An 18,350-nucleotide genomic window follows, 5' to 3' on the forward strand; every position below is an offset into this window, starting at 1 on the left:
GTAACGATCCGCAAGGGGAGTATTGACGACTTCTTAACGGGTCAGCCCACAGCTCCGCCAGACACCCCGCCCGCCCCTGCCTGCCCGAGGTGCCCCTGCGTGAACGTCTCCCATCTGAACCAGCTCCTGCTCGAGTCCTCCGTGATCCTGCTGTTCGCGGTGGGTGCCGTCCGCCTCTCCACCCGATCAGGGCTGCCCAGCCTGCTGATCTACCTGGGGATCGGCGTCGCACTGGGCCAGAACGGGATCGGCATCACCTTCAACAACGCCGAGCTCACCCAGGTGCTCGGCTACGCGGCGCTCGTGGTGATCCTGGCCGAGGGCGGCCTCAAGACCAGCTGGCGCGAGATCAAGCCGGTGATGCCGGCCGCGACCGTGCTCGCCACCGTCGGCGTCGGCGTCAGCGTGTTCGCCACCGCCGCCGGCGCCCACTGGCTGGTCGGCCTGGACTGGCGGACCTCGCTGCTGCTGGGCGCCATCGTCTCCTCGACCGACGCGGCCGCCGTCTTCTCGGTGCTGCGGATGGTCCCGCTGCCGCACCGGCTCACCGGCCTGCTGGAGGCCGAGTCCGGCTTCAACGACGCCCCCGTGGTCATCATGGTCGTCGCCTTCGCCACCACCGGGGAGCTGGACTCCTGGTACGTGCTGCTCGGCACGATCGTCGCCGAGCTGGCGATCGGCGCGGCGATAGGCCTCGCCGTCGGCAAGATAGGCGCCTACGGGCTCAAGCAGGTCGCGCTGCCCTCCTCGGGCCTCTACCCGATCGCCGTGATGGCCCTCACCGTGCTCGCGTACGCCGGCGGCGCGCTGCTGCACGGCTCCGGCTTCCTCGCCGTCTACATCAGCGCGGTGGTGCTCGGGAACTCCAAGCTGCCGCACGGCCCGGCCGTGCGGGGCTTCGCCGACGGACTGGCCTGGATCGGGCAGATCGGCATGTTCGTGCTGCTCGGCCTGCTCGTCACGCCCTCGTCCATGGGCGACGCGGTGGTGCCCGCGCTGGTGATCGGCGGGGTGCTGGTCTTCCTGGCCCGGCCGCTCTCGGTGATGCTCTCGCTGACCCCGTTCAAGGTGCCCGCGCGCGAGCAGGCACTGCTGAGCTGGGCCGGGCTGCGCGGGGCCGTGCCCATCGTGCTGGCCACCATCCCGGTGGTGTCGGGCGCCCACAAGGCCGAGGACGTCTTCAACATCGTCTTCATCCTGGTCGTCGTCTTCACCCTGCTCCAGGGGCCGACCCTGCCCTGGGTCGCCAAGCGGCTGCGGATCGGCGAGGGCGCGATGGGCCAGGACCTGGGCATCGAGTCCGCGCCGCTGGAGAAGCTGCACGGGCACCTGCTGTCGGTCGCGCTCTCCCCCACCTCGCGGATGTCCGGCGTGGAGATCAGCGAGTTGCGGCTGCCCAAGGGCGCGGCGGTCACCCTGGTGGTGCGCGAGGGGAACTCCTTCGTGCCGGACAGGACGACGATGCTGCGCGGCGGGGACGAACTGCTGGTGGTCACGACGGACGAGGTCGGCGAGGCGGCGGAGCGGCGGCTGCGGGCCGTCGACAAGGGCGGCAAGCTCGCCGGGTGGCTGAACGGGCGGTGAGCGGCGGGCCGCCGGCCCGTCCCGGCGAGCGGGTGGTCCCCCTCGCCGGGACGGGCTCCACCGCTGGCGTCTACGCGCGTAACCCGACGTTCGCCCACCCCTGTATGCTGGTTCGAACACGCCGTATGACCACCGAAGACCACCCCAGCATCTGCCTGACGCAGAGTTGGCGCGACCGCTCGGCGGCCGCGGTCCGGCCTCCGGCCACCACGCCGGACCGACCCGGTATCTACCCCGGTCGACGCGCGAGAGGACGACTCTCGGCGCCGTCGGGGCTCCCCCATGCCCTGCCGCGCTACCAGGCAGCAGGAAGGACCGACCGTGACGGCGCGCCGAACGGTCGACACCGCCGCGGACACCGCGGCCACCACCGCAGCTCCGGCCCCCGAGGCCCCCGCCCGCGTCGGGTACGGCGAGCTGCTGCGCACACCGGGAGCCTGGACCTTCCTGGCCCCCGCCCTCGTCGCGCGGCTGCCGTACGCGATGCTCAGCATGGGCATCCTGCTGCTCGTCACCCAGACCCACGGCTCGTACGGCACCGCCGGTACGGTCACCGCGGTCGCCGCCGTCGCCCAGGCCCTGATCGGGCCGCAGACCGGGCGGCTCGCCGACCGGTACGGTCAGGCCGCGGTGCTCGTCCCGACCGTCCTGGTGCACGCGGCCTCGGTCGGCCTGCTGATCGCGCTCGCGCTCGGCCACGCGCCGGTCTGGAGCCTGTGCCTGGCGGCCGTCCCGGCCGGTGCCAGCGTGCCGCAGGTCGGCGCGATGGTCCGGGCCCGCTGGGTGGCCAGGCTCTCCGCGGACGGCCCCTCCGAGGCCTCGGCGGCCCGGGTGGGCACCGCGTTCGCCTTCGAGTCCGTGACGGACGAGTTCACCTTCGTGATCGGCCCGATCCTGGCCTCCGGCATCGCCGCGCTGGCCAACCCGGCCACCGCCCTGGTCGCCGAGGCCTCGCTGACCCTCGTCGGCGGCCTGGCCTTCGCCGCCCAGCGACGCACCGCCCCGGCCCGGATCGTGCCGCGGCCCGGCGCCAAGCGAGCCTCGGCGCTCGCCTCCCCCGGTGTCCGGCTGCTGGCCGGGGCCTTCCTCGGGGTCGGCGCGGTCTTCGGCGGCACCCAGGTCTCGGTGAACGCCTTCGCCGACTCGGTCGGGCAGCACGCCGCCGGCGGCACGGTGTACGGGATCTTCGCCGGCGGCTCGATGCTGGCCGGCGTGCTGTACGGGATGGTCGCCTGGCGGCGGCCGGTGCAGCAGCGGATGCTGATCAGCTACTCGCTGCTGGTGCTCGGCTGCTCGACGCTGTGGGCGATGCCCAACCTGGTGGCGCTGAGCGCGGCCGGGCTGGTCTGCGGGCTGGCCATCGCACCGACCCTGATCAGCGGCTACACCCTGGTCGAGACGCTGGTCGCGGACGGGGCCAAGACGGAGGCCTTCACCTGGCTGACCGGCGCGATCGGGCTGGGGCTGGCGGCCGGTTCGATGGCCGCGGGCCGGCTGATCGACGGGCACGGGCCCTCGGCCGGGTTCCTGGTGCCGGTGGTCGGGGCCGGGCTGGGGCTGGTCGCGCTGGCCTCGCTGCGGCACCTGCTGGTGGCGCCGAAGGGCGGTTCGGCCTCCGGCTCCGACTCCGGCTCCGGCTCCGGCTCCGCGGCGCGAGGTGGCGCGGAGCGGCTGGTGGGCGCGGCCAACGGCTGAGCGGGGTCAGCGGCCGAGCAGGCTCAGCTGTCGAGCGCCGTCAGCGGTTGAGCGGGGTCAGCGGCCGAGCGCCGTCAACGGCTGAGCGGGGGGCGGTCCGGGGGCGGAAGGACCGGGGTCCGGGGGCCGGGAGGACGGCGGTCCGGCGGCCGGTAGGACGGCGGTCCGGCGGCCGGGCCCGGTCCATCTCACACCGGAGTCGCTGGACTGATCCCGCGGAATGCCGCATCATTGACCATCGTTAGCACTCATCAGGCGAGAGTGCCAGGAGGAAGACAAGTGCCCACGTACCAGTACCAGTGCACCGAGTGCGGCAGCGGCCTGGAGGCGGTGCAGAAGTTCACCGACGAGGCGCTGACCACGTGCCCCGACTGCCAGGGACGGCTCCGCAAGGTCTTCTCGGCCGTGGGCGTCGTGTTCAAGGGCTCCGGCTTCTACCGGACCGACAGCCGCTCGTCCTCCAGCAGCTCGGTGGGCGCCGGGTCGTCGGCCGCCTCCTCGACGCCCGCCTCCTCGTCCACCAGCACCTCGTCGTCGGGCTCCGGCTCCTCGGCCTCGTCGTCCAGCCCGGCTCCGGCCGCGAGCTGACCTCCGGCGCCGGGGCACCGCCCCGGACGCTCCGCAGACCACGGGCAGGCCCGTCGGCCCCGCTTCCACGCGGGGGTGGCGGGCCTTTCCGCGTGCCCGTGGCGGGGTCCGCGTCGAGCACCACCGACCCTCGTCAATTCGGACGAACCGAACTCACCCATGTGAGTGTACGAAGTTATCCACAGGGCCGGGTTTTCCACAGGCCTGGGGAAAGCGCTTTCCGAGTTCTCCGGGAACGCCCATCGTGTGGGTCATCCGGTCCGCGAGGGGCCGGGTCGCCGACACCCCGGAGGCATCCCGATGACGACCGCCAACTTCTCCCTCCCCCTGCCCGCGCCCACCGTGCCGCCCCGGCAGGAGCTGCCGAGCTTCCCGCCGATCCGGCGCGGCTGCGGCGGGTGGCACCGCTGGCGCAGTGCGGTGCGGCGGCGGGCCGGGGCGCCCGCGCTGGTGCTGCTCGCGGTGGCGGCCGCGCTGGCGCTGGGGCCGGCGCGGGCCGGACTGCCGCCGCCCTCGGGGGGCTCGCTGGGCCGGACGGGTTGTCAATCCGGCGCCACGGAAGATCACCCGTAACCCGGAAACGGCTTCGTCGTTCGAGGCGGCATGAAGGGCTTCAAGGAATTCCTGCTGCGTGGAAATGTCGTCGAACTCGCCGTGGCCGTGGTCATCGGCGCGGCTTTCACCAACATCGTCAACGCCTTCGTCAAGGGCGTGATCAATCCGATCGTCGGCGCGTTCGGGCCGAAGGACCTCGCCTCCTACAGCTCCTGCCTCAGAGGGCCCTGCGCGGTCGGACCGGCCGGTGAGGTCACGTCCGGAATCCTCATCCTGTGGGGGTCGGTGCTCAGCGCCGCGCTCCAGTTCCTGATCACCGCCGCCTTCGTCTACTACGTCCTGATCGTGCCCATGAACAAGCTGGCGGCGCACCGCAAGACCGTCGCCGAGGAGGCGGCGGAGGCCGAGGCCAAGGAGGTGCAACTGCTGACCGAGATCCGCGACGCGCTCGTCGCGCCGCTGCGCTGACCGACCGGCGCCGCCCCGCCCCCCGTTCCGCGTCCCTCAGTCCCCGTGGTGCGGCGGGCGCTGGCTCAGGTACCAGTCCAGCCCCCGTCCACCGCCCTCCGCCCCGCCGGGGCGGTCGCCCCAGCCGGAGTCGGTGTCGTCCCTGGACTGCTGGTCCAACGGGTCCCGGAAGACCAGCCGGGCCTTGGCGGCGGCCTTCCGCGGCTCCCGGGCCTCGCCCCGTCCCTCGTCCTGGTTCTCTTCCCGTCCCTGCTCGCTCACGCTGTCCACTCCGTCGTTCGTCCCTTACCTCCAGCCTAAGAGCCCCGCGGCACGCCTCGGGCCCCGGTGCGGAGCGTTCCGCGCCGGGGCCCGATGAGGGCTCGACCGCTGGGCCGGCGGTACGTCAGGCGGCTTCGAAGCCCGCGTGGTCGGCGATCTTCTTCAGCTCGGCCAGCGCGTGCTTCTCGATCTGGCGGATCCGCTCACGAGTGAGGCCGTGCTGCTTGCCCACCTCGGTGAGGGTGCGCTCGCGGCCGTCCTCCATCCCGTACCGGGAGCGGATGATCGAGGCCGTGCGGTCGTCCAATCGCCCGATCAGGCCGTCCAGCTCCTCCCGGCGGAGCATGACCATCACGGCGTCCTCGGGGGACGTGGCCCCGGTGTCCTCGACGAGGTCACCGAACTGGGTCTCGCCCTCGTCGTCCACCGACATGTTGAGGCTGACCGGGTCACGCGCCCAGTCCAGCACGTCCTTGATCCGGGCCTCGGTGGTGTCCAGCTCGGCCGCGATCTCGGCCGGCTCCGCCTCGCGGCCCAGCTCCTTGGACTTCTCCCGCTGGACCCGCCGGATCCGCCCCAGCTCCTCCACCAGGTGGACGGGCAGCCGGATGGTGCGGGACTGGTCCGCGATAGACCGGGTGATCGCCTGGCGGATCCACCACGTCGCGTACGTGGAGAACTTGAATCCCTTGGCGTAGTCGAACTTCTCGACGGCGCGCACCAAGCCCGCGTTGCCCTCCTGGATGAGGTCCAACAGGGGAAGGCCGCTGCGCGGGTAGCGCCGGGCGACGGCAACGACGAGCCGGAGGTTGGAGCGGATGAAGACGTCCTTGGCGCGTTCGGCGTCGGCGGCTATCGCCTCCAGCTCCTCGCGCGTGACGCCCTCGGGGAGTCCGCCCTCCTCCAGCAGGTGCTGGGCGTACACACCGGCCTCGATCCGCAGCGAGAGCTCGACCTCCTCGGCAGCATCGAGCAGGGGCGTCCTGGCGATCTCGTCGAGGTACATGCCGACCAGGTCGCGGTCGGCTTCGAGGTTGGTCGGGCGGGCCGCGCGACTCCGGTCGGCCCTGTCGCGAACGACGGCACGGGTGGCCATGCTTGCTCCCTTTGCTGATGTTGCCGAGGTCTGCCTGCCTGCCCCGCGAGGGCAAGAAGTGCGGGCCCCTGGGGGCTCACACGTAACGATCCAACGAACAGAATCCGGACAACATTCCCAAGTCGCTCAGTTTCTTACCGGCGATGAAGTATCCTGCCGACTTTCACCCCGGAAACGGACATTCCGTAACTCGCCGACCACGGTCCGCACCGGCGGGCGAGTGTCCCGGAGCGATTTCTTCACCCGACCCTCACGCGCTCGCCGCCCACCCGTTGAACCCGCGAACGGCTGCGGACGTTCCCCCGATGCCCCGCTTTCCGCCCGGGCCCACACTCCGACGCACGCAGGTCCTCCTCACAAACGATGCCGAATCGCTATCACTCCGGCCCGCGCTGAGCCCGGGACACTGGGAAGGTGTCAGCCATGCACCTGACCAACAGCACGACCCTCGCCACTGCGCGTAACCGCAGTCTCCTTCGGGACGCAGCGCTCGCGCTGGGCTGTGCCGCGCTGTTCGGCCTCCTGGCCGTCCTGGTCACCGGCCACTGGCGTCCGCTGGCCCGCTTCGACCAGGAGTGGATCTCCGAACTCCACGTCTACGCCCGGGAACACCGGATCTGGACCGCCTCGGTGCAGACGCTCTCGGACATCGGCGGCACCGTCACGATGCGTACGCTGCTCGGGCTCGCGGCCGGGTGGCTCTGGTTGATCGGCGCGCGGGTGCTGGCCGGCTGGGTGGCCGCCCAGGCACTGGTCGGCTGGGGCGCCCAGTGGGCGCTGAAGCTGGCCTTCGACCGCCGGCGGCCCTCCTTCGCGGACCCGGTCTCCCACGCGGGCGGCCCGGCCTTCCCCTCCGGGCACGCCATGGCCTCGGCGATCACCTGCGCGGTCCTGGTCGGCCTGCTCTGGTACCGGGTCCACCGGCGCGGCCGGACCGCCGCCTGCCTGGTGGCGGCGGTGACGGTGCTGACCATCGGCTGGACCCGGGTCGCACTCGGGGTGCACTGGCCCAGCGACGTCCTGGCCGGCTGGCTGGCCGCCGGGATCGTGCTGGGCACCGTGACCGCAGTGATCCAGCTCTGGCGCCCCGGCGCCCTGGCCCGGGACGTACGGCGGGTCAACTGGCGCACCAGGCCCCGGGTGCAGCGTGTCATCGTGTCGGGCGGCCGGCCGTCGCCGGGTGCGGCGGCTCCTGACGAGGACGGGCCTGGACTCGGACTGGGCGACGAGGGCCTGGGGGACGAGGGCCTGGGCGAGAGAGGCCTGCGTGACCATGGCCTGGGCGATCCCGCCGACCGGCCGGACGAGACGGTCCGCTGAGCGCTGCCCCAGGGTGTCCACGGCTCCGCGCGCCGAGCGGCCGCCGCGCCGACACCACGGCCGCCGCGCCCGCGCGTTGTCCCGACCGCCCGCTGACGATCACCGCCGTCCAGGCCCGGGCCGTGGGCGACGACACCCCCGCCAACGCCGTCGGGCGCCGGGGCTGACCGCGGAAAGCGCCTCTTCGGCCACGCGCCCAGGCGAGCGACGCCGCCGTACGGGAGGCCTGCGGACCTCCCCCGTCCTCGGTCCGGGCGGCGGCCGCGTCGTCCGCCACGACGACCAGCACCTGTTCACGACCGAACGCGACCGACCCGGCATCCGTTGTGGCTCCCTCTTCCCTGGGCACCCCCGAGCCGCCGTACTCGACGGCCGCCACGCATACCAGGTCGGCGCGGTTCAGCCCGATGCCCGGCCCGCGCGCTCGACCACACCCGCTACCCTGCGCTCGACGACCACCTCGGCCGGCACGTCCACGGCAGCGGCGCGGTCTGGGGCCCGGCCAGGGGGCTGATCGCCGAAGCGAGCGAGGACCGCCGCGAAGTCGTCATCGTCGGCCCTCGATCAGGCCTTCCTGCGCGGCGCCCGCGAGACCGAGTCCCATCTCACCGCCCCCTCCCTCCCCGTCCCTCCCCGCCGACCGCCCGCATGGCCCCGGCCCTCACCTGGCCCCGGCCCTCACCGCGGCGGCCGTCCAGCCGGGAAGCCCCACCGCCGTCCCCTGACTGCCCGGCGGAAACGGGGCCGTCGCCCAGGCGTCCAGAACCCAGCTCGACGTCCGGCCGCCCCGCCGAGCCCGCACATCACCGACGACCTCTCCCCCATGTCCTGCGTCGCCCGCCGCCCAGCCGACCGGGCGGGCCGGAAGACCTCCTCCATCGGGCCCAGCCGACCCAGCCCACTGCGGCCCGACCCCGGGGGCGGCCCTTGGCCGAGCGGAACGATCGGCAGGCCCGAGTCCGAGCCTCCGCTTCCACCTCCGCCGAGGTCACGAAGCCCGCATCGCCGTCACCGCGCTCATCCGGCCGACCCGGCGGGCCGGGAGGACGGCGGCGGCCAGGCCGACCAGGACGGTGAGGGCCAGGGCGGCCAGCACGGGCAGCAGCGGCGGGCTGCCGACCGTCCCGATCGTCGAGGTGATCGAGCGGGCGGCGGCCCAGCCGTAGGCGATGCCGAGGCCGGTGCCGACCAGGGCGGCGGCCAGGGAGAGCAGCAGCGCCTCCAGGGTGAGCATCCGGCGCAGTTGCTCGCGCGTCATCCCGATCGCCCGCAGCATGCCGATCTCGCGGGAGCGTTCGGTAATGCTGAGCATCAGGGTGGCCGCGACGCCGAGCCCGGCGATGGCGACCGAGAAGGACAGCAGGGCCATGCTGACGGTCTTCAGCCGGTCCAGCAGGGAGCGCAGGGTGTCCGCCTGGGCGGCGGTGTCGGTGACGGTCAGCTGCGGGTGGTCGGCGAGGGCGCGGTCCAGGGCGCGGCGGGCGGTCGCCCGGTCCTCGCCCCCCGCCGGGCTGATCCAGGCCGTGGTGACGGGCGCGCCGGGGGCGAGCCGGTCCAGGGTCGCGGGCGTCACCAGCAGGGTGGCCCCGCTCTGGAGGGTGAACGGCAGGCTGCTGCGGCCGGGTCGAAGCCGGAGTTCGACACCGCCCGCCCGGTGCGCGCCGGTCTCGCCGAGCCCGCTGAGCGCTTCGCCCTCGGCGAGCGAGCGGGCCCGGTCCACGTCGTCCGTCGAGGAGTTGAGCCCGGTGGCGTCGACGGCGGCGACCACGGTGGGCCGGCCGTCGAGGTCGACGGTGGCCGAACGGACCGGGGTGACGGTCAGCCCGTGTTCGGCTCGGAGCGCGTCCAGCGCTCCGAACGCCCCGGCGGGCAGGGGGCCGCCGCCCGTGGCGGCCACCGAGAAGACCCCGGGCTGGCGCGCGGACACCACCGGGACCAGCGAGCGGGAGGTGATGTCCAGCGCGGTGACCGCTCCGACCATCACCGTCACCCCGAGCAGCAGCGCCGCGCCGGTGGCCCCGGTGCGTCCCGGGTTGAGCCGCAGCTGCTGGGTGGCGAGCCGCCCGGCCGTGCCGCCGAGCCTCCGGGCCGGCCGGCCCAGTACGGCGACGACCGCGGGCAGGACCCGGTGGGCCAGCCGCAGCACTCCGAAGAAGTTGGCGATGGCACCGACGGTGACGGCGAGCAGCGACAGCGGCGGTGGGGCCATCGCCCCGGCCACCAGCAGCGCCGTGCCGCCGGCCAGCAGCACGGCGGTCCACACCGCGCCCCGCACCCGGGCCGCCCCGCCGGTCGGCGCGGGCGCACCGCCGAGCGCGGCGACCGGCGGCACGGCCGCGGCGGCCTTCGCCGGACCTCGGACGGCCAGCAGGGTCAGCAGCACGCCGAACAGCCCGGCCAGCAGGCAGGTCAGCGGGGACGGCAGCAGCGACAGGTGCACCGGTCCGAGGTCGAGCCCGTCGACCACGGCCGTGCCCAGTGCGCCGAGGGCGACCCCCAGCAGCACGCCCGCCGTCGAGGCGCCCAGTCCGAGCAGCAGTCCCTGGCGGCGGATCAGCCGGCGCAGCTGCTGCCGGTCGGCGCCGACGCAGCGCAGCAGGGCGAGTTGGCGGGTCCGCTGGGCCAGGACGACGGTGAAGGTGTTGCCGACCACCATCCGCGCCACCGCGAGCGCGATGAGGACGAAGGAGAGGGCGGCGATCAGCACGACGCCGTACATGGTGCTGCTCTGCCGGGTCGCCTCGGTGACCGAGGCCGCGCGGGTGTGCACCTCGGCATCGGTGCCGAGGACGGCCCGCAGGGCGTCGACGGTCCGGGTCGGGGAGGCGTCCGGGTTCACCCTGATGTCGAGTCGGACGGTGGTGACGCCGGCCGCGTAGGCGGCGACGGCGTCCGCGGGCACACCGATGATCGGCGCTCCGGCGAGGCTCGGTGCGCCCCGCCCGTCCAGGGTGCCGACCAGACGGGCGGTGGCGGCGGTGCCGTCGGCCCTGGTCAGGTGCACCTCGGTCCCCACGGCGGCGGCGAGCCGGTCAGCGGTCCCGGTGTCGAGCAGCACCTCGCCGGGGCCGGCCGGCCAGCGCCCGGCCTTGAGCGACTGCCAGCGCAGTGCCGGGTCCTCGGCGACGGCGCTGACCGCGGCGGTCCGGTCCAGCGGCCGTCCGTCGGCGGCCAGGACGCCGCCCTTGCCGGTCAGCCGCGGGGCCACCGCGGCCACCCCCGCGGTCCGCCGGGCCCGCTCCACGGCGGCGGCGTCCAGCCCCCCGGCCGCGGTCTTCCCGGTCACCTGGATGTCGGCGGGTCCGACCTCGGCCGCCGCGGTCTGGCTGTAGGAGTCCACCAGCGCCCCGCTGCCGCTGACGGAGGCGATCAGGAAGGCCACCCCCAGCGCGATCGCGGCGCCGCTCAGGAGCAGTTGGCGCAGCTGGCCGCGCAGTTCGGCCACGGTGTATCGGTACGTCGTCATGGTTCCCCGGCTCGTCCGCCCTGGCCGGCCACCTCGCTCCGGCAGGGGTCCCGTCGAGCCTAGGAACGGAATGGCCGCGGACGGTCGGCACCAGGTCGGTTTCATGATCACTCCGCGGACGGACGGCCGCCGGCCCCGCCTCCTCCTCCGGAGGTACGCCGCCCCCGACGCCCCGGCGCCCCGGCGTCCCCTCCCGGGGTGGCCGCCCCGGCCGGAACGCGGCCGGGAACGGCGCAGGCCCCCCGCCCGAGTGGGCGGAGGGCCTGCGACCTGCGCGTTCGTCGTGCCCCAGACAGGAATCGAACCTGCGACACCGGCTTTAGGAGAGCCGTGCTCTATCCCCTGAGCTACTGAGGCGCGGCCCGGGTGCTACCAGGCCGTTCACAGCGTACCGGATCGGGGGTGGGGCTCGGGGTGACGGTTGGGACGCGGGCGGTCGACAGGGTGTCAGCGCGCGTCAAGTAGCCTGCCGGGCAGGGTGGGATCCGACCCTGCTTACGGCGCGGCTAAGGAGACGAAGGACCTGATGAGACCTGCTGTGCGCCCGGTGGGCCGGCTGTTGGGGCAGGTGTGGGTGTGGCCCACGGTGGTCATGCTGGTGGTGGGCGGGTACCGGCTGGGGACGCCGGACATGTGGCGGGACGAGATCGCGACGGCGACGGTGGCCACCCGCTCGCTGGGTGACCTGCTGCGACTGCTCCAGCACGTGGACGCCAGCAACGGCGCGTACTACCTGCTGATGCACGGCTGGACGGCGGTGTTCGGCGACTCCGCGATATCCCTGCGAATACCCTCCGTGCTGGCGATGGCGGCGGCGGCCGGGTTCGTGGCGCTCACCGCCCGCAAGCTGTTCGGCAGCCGGGTGGCGGCGGTCGGCGCCGGGCTGCTGTTCGCGGTGCCCCCGCAGATCGTCCGGTACGCCCAGGAGGCGCGCTCCTACGCGCTGGTGACCTGCGCGGTCGCGGCGGCCTCGTACTTCCTGCTGCGGGCGCTGGAGCGGCCGACCTGGCGGCGCTGGGCGCCGTACTGCGTGGCCATGGCGCTGGCCGGCGCCGGGCACCTGGTCTCCTTCAGCACGGTCGTCGGGCAGGTGGGGCTCCTGGCGCTGCACCTGTGGCGCACCCGGGCGCGGGCGGACCGGCGGCTGCTGTGGCACTACCCGCTGGCGGTCGTGGTGGCGGCGCTGCCGGTGCTGCCGGTGGTGCTGCTGGGCAGCCGGCAGTCGGACCGGCAGCTGGGCTGGATACCGGTCCCCTCCATGCGCGGCCTCACCCGCTTCGGCGAGCACCTGCTCGGCTCGGACCAGGTCTTCCACGCCTTCGTCCTGCTGGCGGTCCTGGCCCTGGTGCTGCCCGGTCGGCGCGTCGCGGCCTGGCAGGCGCTGCTGCTGGCGGAGCTGCCGGTGGTGGCCGTCTGGCTGGTGTCGCGGCTGAGCGACACCTCCTACTTCATCGGGCGGTACCTGCTGTTCACGGTGCCCGCCTGGGCGGTGCTGGCGGGTGGCGGCGCCTGGGCGGCGTACGGCGCGGTGGCGGCCCTGGCCCGGCGCCTCGGCCGGGAGCCCCGGCAGGCCGTCGCGCTGGGCGGCCTGCTGGCCGTCGCCCTGCTCGCCCTGCCGGCCGTGGCGGCGCTGCCGAAGCAGTCCTCGGTGCGCTACGTCGGTTCGCACAACGGCTCGGAGGAGCCGTTCAAGGCGGTGGCCCGGGAGATATCCGCCGGCTACCGCGCCGGGGACGGGATGGCGGCGCCGCTGGGCGACCAGTCGTGGGCGATGGCCTGGCCGGGCGTCAGCTACTACCTGCCCTCGGGCGTCCGCCCCTACCCGGTCTTCGTCGCGCGGAGCGCCGAGGACGCCGAGGACCTCACGCCGGCCTCCTGCCCGCGGCCTGAGGACTGCCTGGGCGAAACGTCCCGGATATGGCTGATAGTCCTCGGCGACACCCTGGACCCGCTGGGCGCGATGCCGACGGACCAGGCCCAGGTGCTCCGCGCCCGGTACGGCGCCCCGGACCGGGTGACGCCGCTCGGCGGACTCACCCTCGCGCTGCTCGACCGGAACGCGTAGGACCGGGGGCCGCAGGGGTCGAAGACGGACGACGACAAGGAGAAGGGGAGCCGGTACCGACCGGCTCCCCTTCTTGTTCGTCCTGGCTCCGACGTCCTTCGTCGTTGCTCCGAACCTCAGCGGCTCACAGCGTGCGCAGCAGCCGGGACTGGATGGACGGCGGGTTCAGGTCCGACTGGAGGGCCACCTTGACCTCCGTCTTGTCCTCGCCCGCGCCCACCCGCAGCACACCGACCTCGGTCCCGGCCGGCAGGGTGTGGTCGATCTTCGACGCGTCCAGGGTGACCGTGCCGGAGATGCCGGGGAAGCCCGCCACCACCAGGTCCTGGGTCGCGACGACCGCGACCTTGCCGCCGAGCCCGTCGTCCACCGAGCCGACGACGTCGCCCTTCTTCACCACGGTCTGGCCGGTCAGGCCGTTCTGCGCGGCCTGGATCTGCTTGCCGCTGACCTTCAGCACGGTCGGCAGGATGCCCTCGCCCTCCTTGGGCCCGGTGGCCTGCTGGCCCAGGGTGACGCCGAGGATCATCCGCTTCACCCCGCCGATCTCCTTGTACGCGGCCCACATCAGGCAGCCGCCGGCCGGGGTGCTGGAGCCGGTCTTGACGCCGATCACGCCGGTCTTCGGGTTGATCAGGTTGTTGGTGTTGGAGATCTTCACGTTGTTGAAGTTGGTCTCCGGGGTGGAGACGATCTGCCGGAAGATCTCGTCCTGCATGACCTGCTCGGCCAGCTTCAGCTGGTCCTTGGCGGTGGACTTGGTGTCCGGGTTGAAGCCCGCCGGGTCGGCGTAGATGGTGTTGGCCATGCCGAACTTGGCCGCGGTGTCGTTCATCTGCTTGACGAACTCGGCCTCGGAGCCGGAGTGGTAGCGGGCGAGCAGCCGGGCCACGTTGTTGGCCGAGGGCAGCATCAGCAGCTCCAGCGCCTGGTACTCGGTGAGCACCTGGCCCTCGGTGAGCGTCACCTTGGACTCGTCGACGTTGCCGGACTCCTGGGCGGCCTGCTTGTCGACGGTGATCTTGGGACCGCTCTCCCCCTTCTTCAGCGGGAACTTCTGGAGGATCAGGTAGGCGTTCATCACCTTGGTGACGCTGGCGATCGAGGCCGGCACCTCCTGGCCCGAGCTGCCGAGGCTGCCGACGCCGACCACCTCGGCGGCGGACTGGCCCTTGGCCGGCCAGGCGAGGTCGAGCGGGTCACCGGCGAAGTTGTAGCTGCCGGCGACCGTCATCTTCAGCTTGGGGTCCGGCAGCGGGCGCAGCAGCTGGGCCACCGCGAGCGCGCCGAGCACCACGGCGAGGAAGACCGTCCAGATGGTCACCCGCTTGAGGGCGCGCCGCAGCGGCGAGACCGGGCGGGCGTTGAGGGAGGCCAGGACCTCCATCGCCTCGGCGGTGTTCTCCGGCGAGGGCAGCGGTTCCGGGGCGGGCAGTGGCGGGACCGGCGGCACCGGACGCGGGTCGGGCTCCGGCAGCGGCTTCGGGGCCGGGGAGGGGCCGGGGCCGGGGCCGGGGGCCGGCTTCGGCAGCGGCGCCGGGCCGGGGGTCGGCTCGGGCTCCGGGACGGGCTTGGGCTTCGGCTCCGGAACGGTGCCGGCCGCGGTGCCGGCCGAGGCACGCAGCGGCGTGGGCTTCTCCAGCTTCTCGGCCTGGTCCGACCGCCGGCCGGGCTGCGCGGGCTTGGTCAGCGCGAGGGTCAGGTCGGACCCGGCGGGAGAGTCCTCGGACTCGGCGTCCGAGGCGTCCGAGGCGTCCGGGGTGTCCGGGGCGCCCTCCGGACCGTCCTCGGCCTTCCCCGTCTTCTCCGTCTTCTCCGCCTTGTCGGCCTTCTCCGCCCTGTCGATCCCGGCGGCCTTCCCGGCCGATGCGACCGAGGCGACCGCCGCGACCTCGACCGTGGGCTCGGCCGGTTCGGCAGGCTCGGCGGCCCCCTCGGAGCCGGCCCCGCCGGACGGCTCGGCCTTCTCCTCCCCGGCCTCTCCTCCGGCCTTCTCCCCCACCTTCTCCGCCACCGCGACGCCCGTCCGCATGGCGAGACGCGGGTCGGCGCCGACCGGACGCTCGACGGCCTGGGTCACCTCTTCGGCCGACGCCGAGGCCCCCTCCTCCTCGCCCTCACCTCCGGAACTCCCCTTGCCGGCAGCCTTCACCAGCTCCTCGGGCAGCCGCAGGGCGGTGGTCCGGTTGTCCACCGGCAGCCGCAGCATCGTCGTCTCGCTGTCCACATCCCGGACGCGGAGCTGCACGGTCGAGCCGCCCTCGGCCGTCGCCGCCGGAGCGTCGGCGGACGCTTCCGGGGCCGCCTCGCCGGAGGTCTCGGCGGGGTCGTCCGAGGCGGCTCCCGAGGCGGCGTCCGAAGAGGCGTCCGAGGAGGCCCCGGCGGTCGCCTTGGCCGGCACCGGGGCTGACTCCCGATCAGCCGCCGGAGCGGAGCCGGCCTCGGCGGACCCGGCGGCGCCGGCCGCCGTACCGGTCCGTTCGCGTTCGCGGTCCCGCTGCCGCTCGTCGCCGTCCCTCAGCACCCTGTCGGGGGACTCGCCCACGTATCCCAGCCTCCTCAACGCCCGGCGGGGCACCGGCGAACCCGATTTCGGGAAGCCGACGCCCCGCCCCGTGTACCTGTACAGTCTCCGCCACCGACGGTCGTTCCGTCCGCGCACACCCCGCCCGACCGGCGCTTATTGTCCTCGCCTGGCCGCACCGCGGTCTGTTCACCGGTCAGACGCAGGGCCTGACACCGCCGGTTCCGCGCCTTCACTCCAAGGTCACGATTCGGAGGCGTACTCGACAAGCCCGTGTGAGAGGCGTCACCCTGTCTCTCATCCACGCGGGGAGGCTTGGATGGGCAAGAGCCGCAGAACTGTTCCCGAGGAACTCTTGCTGCTCGCTTTGGACCCGACCACGGGTACCACGGCGCAGCCGCAGACCCTCGACCTCGGACTCGCCGGGGCGCAGCTCGTCGAGCTGTCCCTGGCCGGACGGATCGTACCGGAGGGAGACCGGATCGCCGTCGTGCTCGCACGGCCGACCGGCGACCCGACCCTCGACCACGCGCTGGAACTGCTGCGCCGACGCGGCAGTCCGGTCCGCGCGGCGCACTGGATCGGCGGGCCCCGGCTGGGGCTGCGGCAGACGTACCTGGCGCACCTGGAGCGCTGCGGCATGGTCACGGCCGTGCCGGGCCAGGTGTGCGGGGTGCTGCCGACGACCCGGTACCAGGCGTCCGACGACTGCACCAACGCCGCGATCAAGCAGCGGCTGGACACCGCGATCCGCACCGGTGTCCCGCCGGACCCGCGGACGGCCGCGCTCGCGGCGCTCGCCCACTCGGTCGGGCTGGGCAAGCACCTGTACCCGGGCAACGAGGGCCGGTCCTCGCGGTCGCGGCTGCGCGACCTGATCCGGTACGACCCGCTGGGCGGGATGGTCGCGCACGCCGTGATGGACGTCCAGAACGGCCTGCCGACGCAGCAGAACCGTTCTTCCCAGGGTTCCGGGGCCGCTTCCGGCCGTCCCGGCACCCGCTCGGCGGGCCGGGGTTCGGGCGGGCGGGTCTCCGCTCCCCGGGTCGGCGTCCGCTGACCGGGCAGGCCGTGACGGCCGCCTCGACGCGCACGGCCGGGCGGGCAGCCACCACCGCGCCCGACGCCACCGGCCGCGCGTCCGACGGCGCGCACCGCCCCGTCCACGCCGCCGCACGGCGCTGACACGCCGCCGGAAGGCGCTGGGCGACCCGGCGCACCACCGGTGCCACCGGCCTGACCGGAGGCACCACCAGCAGCACCCAGGGGCGGTCGCCCCGCGACGCGAGTCGCCCGGCGACCGCCCCTCTGCCGTCCCCGGACACCCGGCCGCGACCTGCCCCCGCACGTGCCGGGGGCACGTGCGGACCGGTCGCCGACCGCTCCGGGGACACCCACCCGCAGCACCCGTCCGAATAGCCGAGCCGCATTACCACCTGGGGACTTCCACTGTCTCGCGGAAGCGCTTTTCCGATGATCTGTTCTACCGCGCTGCGATGAATCCCCGGCGCCGACCTGGCCCAAGGTGACATGCTGCTCCGAGTCAGGGGGGTTGGTCCCAATGTCCGAAGTGTTCCGAGGACTGCCGTTCCAACGAGCACCAGAGGTCCGGCCGGAGGTCGAAGTGTCCGCCAACGTCAATCCCACCGTGCGTCGTCGGCGTCTGGGTTCGGAGCTGCGCAAGCTCCGCGAGGGCCTGGGCATGACGGCGGAGGAGGTGGCCGGCCGTCTGATGGTCTCCCAGTCGAAGATCAGCCGGCTGGAGAACGGCCGCCGCAGCATCAGCCAGCGCGACGTGCGCGACCTCTGCGACGTGTACAACGTGCCCGACGACCAGCTGCGCGCCAGCCTCATGGAGATGGCCAAGGAGTCCCGCCAGCGCGGCTGGTGGCACGACTTCAACGACATGCCGACGCCGTACAGCGTCTACATCGGGCTGGAGGCCGAGGCCTCCTCGATCCGCGCGTACGAGTCCTCCTTCGTCCCCGGCCTGTTGCAGACCGAGCACTACGCCCAGGCCGTGGTCGAGGGCACCCAGCCGGACACCGACGCGGTCGCCGTGCAGCGCCGGGTGCAGGTCCGGATGAAGCGCCAGGAGCGCATCCACGGCGAGAACCAGCTCGGCAGCCTGTGGACCGTCATAGACGAGGCGGTGCTGCGCCGCGAGGTCGGCAGCAAGGCGGTGATGGCGCAGCAGCTGCGGCAGATGCTGGACCTCAGCCTGCGCCCGAACATCACCATCCAGGTGATCCCGTTCTCGCACGGCGCCCATCCCGGCATGACCGGGACATTCTCTCTGCTGGAGTTCCCCGAGTCAGCCGATTCCACGGTTGTCTACTTCGAAGGTGTGACGAGCGATCTCTACCTGGAGAAGGAGGCCGACGTGCGCCGCTATACCGGACTGTACGACTACCTGAGAGCGGCCGCGCTCGGTGTCGCGGAGAGCCGGTCGCTGATAGCCGACATCGAGAAGGAATTCCACGAATGATCACCCCGTCCGAGTACGGAACCGGTTGGCGCAAGAGCAGTCACAGCGGAGGCCAGGGCGCCTGTGTGGAGGTCGCCGTCCCGGGCGCCGGGGTGGTGGCGGTCCGGGACTCCAAGGACCCCGGTGGCCCGCAGCTGCGCTTCTCCGCCGCGGCCTGGACGGCGTTCGCCTCGGCGGCGGGGGCCGGCGGCTTCGGCCGGCTCCCGGGCTGAGCGGCCCACCCGGTTCCGCACTCGGACG

Annotated in this window: 14 protein-coding genes and 1 tRNA gene; 10 read left to right on the forward strand and 5 right to left on the reverse strand. The window is 73.6% G+C overall.

What is annotated here, in order from left to right; genetic code table 11:
- Positions 1 to 99: 99 nt before the first annotated feature.
- From ACZ55U_RS30075 to mscL, 5 genes are all read left to right on the forward strand, one after another.
- On the forward strand, positions 100 to 1,584 hold the full coding sequence (locus ACZ55U_RS30075; protein WP_465531031.1) for a potassium/proton antiporter: 1,485 nt from the start codon (positions 100 to 102) through the stop codon (positions 1,582 to 1,584).
- 417 nt (positions 1,585 to 2,001) lie between these two features.
- Positions 2,002 to 3,279: an MFS transporter gene (locus tag ACZ55U_RS30080; RefSeq protein ID WP_465531079.1), complete on the forward strand. Its 1,278-nt coding sequence runs from the start codon at positions 2,002 to 2,004 to the stop codon at positions 3,277 to 3,279.
- Between the two features lie 279 nt (positions 3,280 to 3,558).
- Positions 3,559 to 3,867, forward strand: a complete 309-nt coding sequence (locus ACZ55U_RS30085) for an FmdB family zinc ribbon protein (protein WP_465531033.1) — start codon at positions 3,559 to 3,561, stop codon at positions 3,865 to 3,867.
- Between the two features lie 300 nt (positions 3,868 to 4,167).
- Positions 4,168 to 4,440: a hypothetical protein gene (locus tag ACZ55U_RS30090; RefSeq protein WP_465531035.1), complete on the forward strand. Its 273-nt coding sequence runs from the start codon at positions 4,168 to 4,170 to the stop codon at positions 4,438 to 4,440.
- Between the two features lie 30 nt (positions 4,441 to 4,470).
- Positions 4,471 to 4,890, forward strand: coding sequence for a large conductance mechanosensitive channel protein MscL (gene mscL, locus ACZ55U_RS30095; protein WP_465531037.1), 420 nt, complete (start codon positions 4,471 to 4,473; stop codon positions 4,888 to 4,890).
- Positions 4,891 to 4,926: 36 nt separating this feature from the next.
- On the opposite strand, the gene ACZ55U_RS30100 is transcribed toward mscL, so the two are convergent.
- A complete protein-coding gene (locus tag ACZ55U_RS30100) occupies positions 4,927 to 5,151 on the reverse strand; it encodes a hypothetical protein (RefSeq protein WP_465531039.1) in 225 nt (74 codons plus the stop codon).
- A 124-nt stretch (positions 5,152 to 5,275) separates the two neighbouring features.
- The gene (locus ACZ55U_RS30105) at positions 5,276 to 6,247 is read right to left on the reverse strand and encodes a sigma-70 family RNA polymerase sigma factor (RefSeq protein WP_465531041.1); all 972 of its coding nucleotides are present in this window, start codon (positions 6,245 to 6,247) and stop codon (positions 5,276 to 5,278) included.
- A 423-nt stretch (positions 6,248 to 6,670) separates the two neighbouring features.
- Between ACZ55U_RS30105 and ACZ55U_RS30110 the strand changes: the two genes are divergently transcribed.
- Positions 6,671 to 7,567, forward strand: coding sequence for a phosphatase PAP2 family protein (locus tag ACZ55U_RS30110; RefSeq protein ID WP_465531042.1), 897 nt, complete (start codon positions 6,671 to 6,673; stop codon positions 7,565 to 7,567).
- A gap of 988 nt (positions 7,568 to 8,555) precedes the next feature.
- On the opposite strand, the gene ACZ55U_RS30115 is transcribed toward ACZ55U_RS30110, so the two are convergent.
- On the reverse strand, positions 8,556 to 11,033 hold the full coding sequence (locus tag ACZ55U_RS30115) for an FtsX-like permease family protein (protein WP_465531044.1): 2,478 nt from the start codon (positions 11,031 to 11,033) through the stop codon (positions 8,556 to 8,558).
- A 284-nt stretch (positions 11,034 to 11,317) separates the two neighbouring features.
- Positions 11,318 to 11,390: transfer RNA gene (locus ACZ55U_RS30120), tRNA-Arg, on the reverse strand.
- Between the two features lie 169 nt (positions 11,391 to 11,559).
- Here ACZ55U_RS30120 and ACZ55U_RS30125 point away from each other — a divergent pair.
- Positions 11,560 to 13,098: a glycosyltransferase family 39 protein gene (locus tag ACZ55U_RS30125; RefSeq protein ID WP_465531046.1), complete on the forward strand. Its 1,539-nt coding sequence runs from the start codon at positions 11,560 to 11,562 to the stop codon at positions 13,096 to 13,098.
- Positions 13,099 to 13,222: 124 nt separating this feature from the next.
- On the opposite strand, the gene ACZ55U_RS30130 is transcribed toward ACZ55U_RS30125, so the two are convergent.
- A complete protein-coding gene (locus ACZ55U_RS30130; RefSeq protein WP_465531048.1) occupies positions 13,223 to 15,643 on the reverse strand; it encodes a hypothetical protein in 2,421 nt (806 codons plus the stop codon).
- Between the two features lie 298 nt (positions 15,644 to 15,941).
- On the opposite strand from ACZ55U_RS30130, the gene ACZ55U_RS30135 reads away from it, so the two are divergent.
- From ACZ55U_RS30135 to ACZ55U_RS30145, 3 genes are all read left to right on the forward strand, one after another.
- Positions 15,942 to 16,682 (forward strand): GOLPH3/VPS74 family protein, encoded by a 741-nt coding sequence (locus ACZ55U_RS30135; protein WP_465531050.1) that lies wholly within the window; start codon positions 15,942 to 15,944, stop codon positions 16,680 to 16,682.
- Between the two features lie 564 nt (positions 16,683 to 17,246).
- Positions 17,247 to 18,110 carry a helix-turn-helix domain-containing protein gene (locus ACZ55U_RS30140; RefSeq protein ID WP_465531052.1) on the forward strand — a complete coding sequence of 288 codons (864 nt, stop codon included), beginning with the start codon at positions 17,247 to 17,249 and terminating at the stop codon, positions 18,108 to 18,110.
- Entirely contained in the window at positions 18,107 to 18,322 is a 216-nt protein-coding gene (locus ACZ55U_RS30145; protein WP_465531054.1) for a DUF397 domain-containing protein, read from the forward strand. The genes ACZ55U_RS30140 and ACZ55U_RS30145 overlap by 4 nt, the downstream gene beginning before the upstream one ends.
- The last annotated feature ends 28 nt before the right edge of the window (positions 18,323 to 18,350 follow it).

The organism is Kitasatospora sp. NPDC034533 (genome assembly GCF_055575155.1).

Bases quoted from the DNA above. Each gene is read 5' to 3' on its own strand.
- ACZ55U_RS30145 (WP_465531054.1), top strand. From the start codon at position 18,107: ATGATCACCCCGTCCGAGTACGGAACCGGTTGGCGCAAGAGCAGTCAC.
- ACZ55U_RS30105 (WP_465531041.1), bottom strand. From the start codon at position 6,247: ATGGCCACCCGTGCCGTCGTTCGCGACAGGGCCGACCGGAGTCGCGCG.
- ACZ55U_RS30125 (WP_465531046.1), top strand. From the start codon at position 11,560: ATGAGACCTGCTGTGCGCCCGGTGGGCCGGCTGTTGGGGCAGGTGTGG.
- ACZ55U_RS30090 (WP_465531035.1), top strand. From the start codon at position 4,168: ATGACGACCGCCAACTTCTCCCTCCCCCTGCCCGCGCCCACCGTGCCG.
- ACZ55U_RS30110 (WP_465531042.1), top strand. From the start codon at position 6,671: ATGCACCTGACCAACAGCACGACCCTCGCCACTGCGCGTAACCGCAGT.
- ACZ55U_RS30115 (WP_465531044.1), bottom strand. From the start codon at position 11,033: ATGACGACGTACCGATACACCGTGGCCGAACTGCGCGGCCAGCTGCGC.
- mscL (WP_465531037.1), top strand. From the start codon at position 4,471: ATGAAGGGCTTCAAGGAATTCCTGCTGCGTGGAAATGTCGTCGAACTC.
- ACZ55U_RS30135 (WP_465531050.1), top strand. From the start codon at position 15,942: ATGGGCAAGAGCCGCAGAACTGTTCCCGAGGAACTCTTGCTGCTCGCT.